Origin of the sequence: Capnocytophaga catalasegens (assembly GCF_026005215.1) — a bacterium.
Lineage (GTDB): Bacteria > Bacteroidota > Bacteroidia > Flavobacteriales > Flavobacteriaceae > Capnocytophaga > Capnocytophaga catalasegens.
Window position 1 is genome coordinate 1 of the sequence record NZ_BPMA01000019.1, and the last position, 6669, is coordinate 6669.

General features: G+C 36.6%; 10 protein-coding genes. All 10 read right to left on the minus strand.

What is annotated here, in order from left to right:
* Window positions 1-108: 108 nt before the first annotated feature.
* Window positions 109-819, minus strand: a complete 711-nt coding sequence (locus OO775_RS06580; RefSeq protein ID WP_264846286.1) for a Mom family adenine methylcarbamoylation protein — start codon at window positions 817-819, stop codon at window positions 109-111.
* A gap of 41 nt (window positions 820-860) precedes the next feature.
* The gene (locus OO775_RS06585) at window positions 861-1688 is read right to left on the minus strand and encodes a DNA adenine methylase (protein WP_264846287.1); all 828 of its coding nucleotides are present in this window, start codon (window positions 1686-1688) and stop codon (window positions 861-863) included.
* A 190-nt stretch (window positions 1689-1878) separates the two neighbouring features.
* Window positions 1879-2406: a hypothetical protein gene (locus tag OO775_RS06590; protein ID WP_264846288.1), complete on the minus strand. Its 528-nt coding sequence runs from the start codon at window positions 2404-2406 to the stop codon at window positions 1879-1881.
* Between the two features lie 11 nt (window positions 2407-2417).
* Window positions 2418-2879 (minus strand): N-acetylmuramoyl-L-alanine amidase, encoded by a 462-nt coding sequence (locus OO775_RS06595; RefSeq protein ID WP_264846289.1) that lies wholly within the window; start codon window positions 2877-2879, stop codon window positions 2418-2420.
* A gap of 4 nt (window positions 2880-2883) precedes the next feature.
* A complete protein-coding gene (locus tag OO775_RS06600; protein ID WP_264846290.1) occupies window positions 2884-3264 on the minus strand; it encodes a hypothetical protein in 381 nt (126 codons plus the stop codon).
* Between the two features lies 1 nt (window position 3265).
* Window positions 3266-3748 carry a hypothetical protein gene (locus tag OO775_RS06605; RefSeq protein WP_264846291.1) on the minus strand — a complete coding sequence of 161 codons (483 nt, stop codon included), beginning with the start codon at window positions 3746-3748 and terminating at the stop codon, window positions 3266-3268.
* On the minus strand, window positions 3745-4563 hold the full coding sequence (locus tag OO775_RS06610; protein ID WP_264846292.1) for a hypothetical protein: 819 nt from the start codon (window positions 4561-4563) through the stop codon (window positions 3745-3747). Before OO775_RS06610 ends, OO775_RS06605 begins: the two co-directional genes overlap by 4 nt.
* A 41-nt stretch (window positions 4564-4604) precedes the next feature.
* Entirely contained in the window at window positions 4605-5453 is an 849-nt protein-coding gene (locus OO775_RS06615) for a phage tail protein (protein ID WP_264846293.1), read from the minus strand.
* Between the two features lie 45 nt (window positions 5454-5498).
* A complete protein-coding gene (locus OO775_RS06620; protein ID WP_264846294.1) occupies window positions 5499-6017 on the minus strand; it encodes a hypothetical protein in 519 nt (172 codons plus the stop codon).
* A gap of 1 nt (window position 6018) precedes the next feature.
* A partial coding sequence (locus OO775_RS06625) for a nucleotidyltransferase (protein ID WP_264846295.1) occupies window positions 6019-6669 on the minus strand: 651 nt, incomplete at its 5' end.

The following is a 6669-nucleotide window of genomic DNA, read 5'->3' on the forward strand; positions in this document are numbered from 1 at the left end:
TATAATCCGCAAAACAAAATGTACCAAAATTCAAAATGAAATGTACATTTTTTAGCGGAGTACAAAGATACAAAAACAACAAAAACACGGCTCAAATGCCGTGTTTTTTTATTCTAATTCACTAATAAACTTTATCAATCGCTCTTTAATTAGTTTGCGATTTCGTTGCCACTCAAAAGGGGTCGTCCCCTTGTTATATGCTGGATAAGGTTGTGCAGACTTGTTATACCTAAAATACTTACACAATGGAAAAATATACCGATAGGTATCCACCTGAAAAATCTCTAAATCACCCAGCAAATACGCCAAATTATTACGCATATAAATACTTTTGCTATCCATTCGGGTAAAATTCATTTGGTGATTAATTTCACCCGTTCGCTTATTTTTAACAAATGTAGTCTTGTGATGTCCGTAATATTTGAAATTTGCCGCTTTATAGATGGTTCCGCAACCCAACCTACCATCAGCAAAACTCTGTACAGCAACGCAATTAGGGCAATCTTCACGCAATAACTTTAATGAACGGCTAATAAGTATCGTTTCGGCATTCTTACCTAATATATCACTTATCCACATTCGGTTAAGTTCCAACATTATAGCTTGTGGATTCGGATGCTGAAAATGGCGTGCTTTTGGATGCATCATATATCCATAAACTGCCACGCCTAAACACTCTTTTTCAGCTTCTTTGCTCTCTTGGAAAATCCCATAACTATACAATCCGTGGTTAGCTCCCATTTTTTTACTATAATGATTTTCAACAATTAATGCCCTTGCTTTTTCTTTGGAAACTCTTTTTATGATTAAGTTTCCCATTTTACTACTTTGTACTACAATTCGTTTTATTTCACTCAAAATTAATTATCTATTTTAAAATTAGCGGTTAATATTTCTCTTCTTTTTGCACCTTTTATGTTGGAACTTCCTAAACTCATCACGATTTCTTTTTGGGACCAGCCCAACTGCTCTGCATATTTTGAAAGTTCTTTATTTTGATACGAACTCAATAAAAATTTTCCTTTGATTTGGGATAACGCCTCCAAAAGCTGGTTAAAATGTTCTTGTTCGTATCCTCCATAATGTCCTTGCCTTGCTCCAACATACGGAGGGTCACAATAGATAAAAGAAGATGACGAATCAAACTTTTTAATTACCTCACAAGCATCAGTATTTTCAAGCTGAACGTGTTTTAATCGCTCTGAATAGTCTTGGGAAAATTCTAATACTTTGTTGGCTAATCCTCTGGTATTTTTACCCAATTTATCAAAACGGCAATTTCCTATTTCGTTAGAAAACCCATTATTGGTGACATACCAAAACGCCCACGCTCGTTGTAGAGGACTAAAAACAAAAGGCGAATGATACATCACCAATGCCGATTTATAGGCTTCTCGGCTGACAATAGATTTGTCAATCAAAGATGTAAGAGCTTGAAAATCGGTTTTTACAACCTCATAGAAATTTATAACGTTGGCATTAAAATCGTTGATGATTTCTACTTTGGAAGGTTGTTTAGCCCAAAATACGGCACCGCCACCGAAAAAGGGTTCTATATATACCTGATGCTCTGGAATTAGTGGTAAAATATAAGGTAGCATTGTTTGTTTGCCTCCGTAATAACTAATGGGCGTTCGTTGCCAGTGCGAACCGCACGGACGTTTATTTTTTGTTTCTTGTGTCGTCATAATTCAATATTTTTTGTAATTTTGCAATCTCTTACCACGATAAACATAAAAAAGCACGAAGTAACAGAAGACTTATTGTCCTCCGTAGCTTCGTGCTTGTGTTTAAAAAGTGGTAAGAGATTTTTTAAAGCGGAGGACATTTTTTATGGTCTTTTCCTCCATTAAGACTTTTTTAAAAGGTGTTTAAATCTTATTTAAACCACCGAAATAACTTATATTTCCAAGCGATAAATGCTCCTATGATAAGTATCAAAATCCAAAAATAAAATCCAAAGGAAAACCCTTGTACTTTGACTTTTTTATCTTTAAATACTTGGGTTTGGGTTTGTTGTTCCTTGTTATTTTCCTCAGTGTGTATCGTCCCTTTTTGGTGGGTATGAATGCTATTTTGGGAGTGGAATTGCCTGTCGGTGCTACCGACTTTGAGGCGTACTTTTCCACCGCTAATTATATATTTACTACCTGATGGACTTCGTATTGTTTCAAAAATTAACGATTTACCTTTTAAAGTATCGCTTTCAAGCTCCAATTCCAACGATTGATTTTGTGAAACTTCAAAAGCGGTTTCGTGTAAATGCTTTTGCGTATCAAAAAGGCTGTCTTTTTGTTTCTGGGCTTCCTTGCTCGTGGTTTCTTGACTTTTAGAAACGTGTACGTTTTTAGTCTTACAACCTATAAAAACGAACAAGGCTACTAATACAATTAAAATTCTTTTCATCACTCTAAAAATTAAAGATTTTCATATTCTTTTTTTGCGTCAAAACTTGGACAGGCTTTATTGACTTTTGGAAAATCCCGATGCCCTAAAATCTTCGCTGTTGGATATAATTTTTTCAGTTCCATAAGCAATTTTAAAAGACTTCGTTTTTGCTCAAAAGTACGAGTATCCTTCGCACGGGGAGCCCCCGCTGGCATTTTCTTTTGTATGCTGAGGCTCTCGCACCCTCCAATATAGCAAATACCAATACTTTCTTTATTAAATCCTTCTACGTGAGCGGGAATTTTATCTACATCACGACCCGGTTCAATGGTCCCGTCAAGGCGAATGACATAATTGTAACCAATTTCGTTAAATCCTCGTTTTTTGTGCCAAAGGTCAATATCTTTGGCAGTGTGTTCTCTACCTTCGGGCGTGGCAGAACAATGCACTACGAGGTATTTGATAGTTCGTTTTGATTTTTTTAGGTTCATTTTGTTAGATATTTAAAAAGTAAAAACATAAAAATAAAAGTATCGTTATAGGATTTACCCAAAGCGTCCAATTAGACGAATATTTTTGAATAGTTCCTATTGCTTTATGATGATGAAAATCCCATATATATTTTTGGACTTCATCAAAATAATCATAATCGGCTTGTCGCAAAGGCAATAACAGGAAATACCCAAAGCCCAAAAACAAAGCAATAGCTAACAGACCCAAACTAACAAAACGCAAGGGGCTTTGAGCTATTGTCAAGGCACCACTCAGAACCATTAAAGGGAAAATGATATTTGCCGAACGTGTCCAACGGATTTGCCGACCAAACATAAAGACAATATAGTCTAAACTGAAAAATTTAATTACTTGTTTTCTCATATTATTTAATTAATTTATAATTTTTAATGATAGGAGTCTTACCATACTGTTGTTTGATACCAATACACCCTGAATTGCCTTGATTATAATCATACACAAATTGTATATTCATCAAATGAATATAAACCGATTCTACGATATCCTCAAACGGAAGTACCAATGTATATTTTGTACTTTCATAATAGCTTTCCAATGGATACTTATACACTTCATTTGAATTTTTTAAGTGAAGAACCACCCAATAACTTTCTATAGTACCATATTCAGCAGAATCCATTTGTAGGTCTATTCCTTGTAAATCCAGTTCAATAGCTTTACAAAGAATATTATCAGGAATACTTATTTTTTCTATTGAAATAGATTCTGAAGAATTGCATACAAAATCTGTTACATAATCATTAAAAAATGGATATTCTTGTGCTTGAATTTCTTGACTGGAAGCTAAATCTTCCGCAAATAAATATTGTGCTAATGTATTGGTCATAAGTTAGCTATTCTAATAATTTGAATTTTACGGACAAAATCTACAATCATTACCGCCGAGCTACCTGCTTGCCCTGTAATTTCTGTACCTTGTGGAGCAATTTGTCGCATATTCATAAATGAATTGATAGAAATACTACCCGAACCCAATTTAATGAATGTAACAATATAATTATCAGATTCTTCATTCTTTAACGAGGCATTATAAGAACTATTTTCATTGACAATTAATGTTTGGTTATTATCCCACAAAATCGTTTTATCTCGGTGCCAATCGCCTCTGAGAAATAACCGCAAATCGGTTTCATAAGATAAAGAAACGGGCTTTCTCAAAATATCATTCCAAGTAACAACGGGAGGATTGTTTTCCTTTACCCAATCTGCTAATGCATTGATTTTTATATATGTATCGTCGTGATGGTGAGTTGCATTAGCCTTGTCAGCCAACGCCTCAACCAAACCTGCAATATTCGATATAGTTAGAGTAGATAAAACCTGTTTATTTTGTTTGATATAATTCACAATCTCTTGCAATTGGTCAAGTTCTGTATCGTCTGAATTTAAAATAGTTTTAATTTGGTCAATCTGAACTTTAACTATATCAAACAATTCTTTATGTGCTTGATTATCAGAGAAATGATTTTCTATTTGAGTAGCAGGGGCTGTGTTTTGTAAAGCCTTATCCAAGCCTTCAATTTGGCTCATTGGAATTTTTTCACTCTTATGCCAAAAACTGTCCAACCAAGCCCAAAAATGTGCCTGTGTTGGTTTTTTAAGATTTGAAAACCATTGTTTTAATGTATCTTTTGCTGTCATTTTCAATTACGAATTAACAATTAACAATTATCAATTGACAATTAACCCATAAACATTATATACGCCAGTACCATATACGCAGGACGGTTATCAATATCAGCACCGTTACCTAAATTTTCTGTCTGAAACGTGTGCGTGTGTGCCCCTGCCAAGTCGGTGGTTCTGCTAATTTGGTGTCCCATATTGTCGTGGTCAGTATCACCGGAACCCGCATTATTAGGTAATCGTATTGCACCACCAAATTCCGACCAATAAATATCCTGATAATTGTGTGAATGCCCTCCTGCGCTGCTGGTTGTTCCTGTGAGTTTTTCGGTAGGAAGTTGCGCCTTTGTGAGCTTAAACGAATTTGCCCCTCCTGTGCTTTTTGTTGGCGTTTGCTCATTGTTATAACCCATTACAAATCTGTTGCGAAGGTCGGGAGTGCCATTTTGTCCGTTACACAATGCCCAACCTTGCGGAATTTGGCTCACTTGTCCGCTCCACATTGCTATCATTCCCACAGGAACAACAGCTTTTTGCAATTCACGCAACGGATTAATACGTTTAAAATCCGCCCAATTGTACGTGGTTGCGCCGTTTCCGAAAGTAGCGTAACGGATAGTTTCTACTTCTTTGGTTTCGCCGTCTTCAAAGGGCAAAGAGCGTTTTTCCTCACGAACAACTATCTTTTCGGAAATTGTACCACCTCTGAAAGGCAACAGTTCGCCAGCGATATAAACCACTCCATTAGCTACGGTGTTTCCTGTAAGCTCACAACCTTTTACAATTGCCAAATTGCCTGCTAATTCGCCGAGTGAATTAAACATATCGTAGGCTGTCTGCATAAATTGCAGAATATCCGTATCTAACGGGAAACCGCCTGTTTGATTGAAATTTATCTTGTTCATATTTTGAAATTTTAGTGGTTAGTGATTAGTGGTCAGAACTATTCACTAATTGCTAACTATTTTATATCGTTTTCCTGCTAATCTGTAAAAATCAACATACGCTTCAATGGCGTAAAATCGTTCCGCTCCGTTTTGTTCCGTTCGGTGTAGTTCCGATACCTCTTTCGGAATTTCCACAATGAAATCAACCCCTGTATCGGCGTAATCGCTTCGTCCTCTGAGATACATCTTACCTAAATAAATAGGCTTATTTTCGCCTCGTGTGTAGATGTATTTTCTTCGGAACTTATTCCCGTCCAAGATGCGAATTCGCCGTTTTTCAGGGTCGAAATTATCGTTGAGCATCTTTCTTAAATAACATACTTGCCCGTTGTGAGCTAAGCGATATAAATCGCCATTGAGTGCATTTCGTTTTTGAAAGAAATCATAATGCAATGATTTGAGCGGTGCTACCCACATACGCAACCAAGCCAACATTTTCCGCTTTCGCAAAAATGTAGGTAGCAAAAGCCCCACAAGTTTTTCAAAATCAATATTTTGCCAGCGTTTTGTATTATTACTCATTTTAGTATTTTGCTATATAAGTTATGTTGCTTTTAAACGCTTGATTTTCAAACGAAACTTCAAAATACCCACTTTCAGGAATGGTTGCTACTGAAATGGGTTGAGCCATACCATAACCTTGCGTATTGGGGTCAATCCAAGCCGAACGAGCTTCTAAAAGGTGAGGTATTTTTACACCTTCTACCTGTTGTAATTTGTCTATCAAGTGAGCCAAAACCAACTCGCCGTTGAAAGGTAGTTCTTTCATATATGCTTCGATAGCTTCCTCTACGGGTTTGCCTGCGTTAAGTCGGTGCGTGCCATTTTCGTCCAAAACGAGCGGGTCGTAATACACTACCAAATCCAAAATAAGTCGGTCAGGTAGATAATTGGTTACTGTAATTCGCACCCCTGCATCTTTGATTTCAGCGATGTAGGCTTCAAATGCCTGTTGCTGTGTTGGGCTGATGGGTTGCAATTTTCCTGCGGTTTCTGTTGCTATTTTGACAATGAGTTGCCCTGTATCTTTTTCAATGACAGCTGAATATTTTACGATTTTGCTATTAGCTATTTGTTCCTCTGCCGATGCTCCACCTCCTTGGGAGGGGGTTGGGGGGAGGAACACATCACTATCTTCTTTCAAATCAAAGCCGTATTGAAATGCTAACGCTTT

Excerpts from the sequence above, each read along its gene's own strand:
- OO775_RS06595 (WP_264846289.1), bottom strand. The coding sequence starts at position 2,879 with ATGAACCTAAAAAAATCAAAACGAACTATCAAATACCTCGTAGTGCAT.
- OO775_RS06620 (WP_264846294.1), bottom strand. The coding sequence starts at position 6,017 with ATGAGTAATAATACAAAACGCTGGCAAAATATTGATTTTGAAAAACTT.
- OO775_RS06615 (WP_264846293.1), bottom strand. The coding sequence starts at position 5,453 with ATGAACAAGATAAATTTCAATCAAACAGGCGGTTTCCCGTTAGATACG.
- OO775_RS06605 (WP_264846291.1), bottom strand. The coding sequence starts at position 3,748 with ATGACCAATACATTAGCACAATATTTATTTGCGGAAGATTTAGCTTCC.
- OO775_RS06600 (WP_264846290.1), bottom strand. The coding sequence starts at position 3,264 with ATGAGAAAACAAGTAATTAAATTTTTCAGTTTAGACTATATTGTCTTT.
- OO775_RS06585 (WP_264846287.1), bottom strand. The coding sequence starts at position 1,688 with ATGACGACACAAGAAACAAAAAATAAACGTCCGTGCGGTTCGCACTGG.
- OO775_RS06580 (WP_264846286.1), bottom strand. The coding sequence starts at position 819 with ATGGGAAACTTAATCATAAAAAGAGTTTCCAAAGAAAAAGCAAGGGCA.
- OO775_RS06610 (WP_264846292.1), bottom strand. The coding sequence starts at position 4,563 with ATGACAGCAAAAGATACATTAAAACAATGGTTTTCAAATCTTAAAAAA.
- OO775_RS06590 (WP_264846288.1), bottom strand. The coding sequence starts at position 2,406 with ATGAAAAGAATTTTAATTGTATTAGTAGCCTTGTTCGTTTTTATAGGT.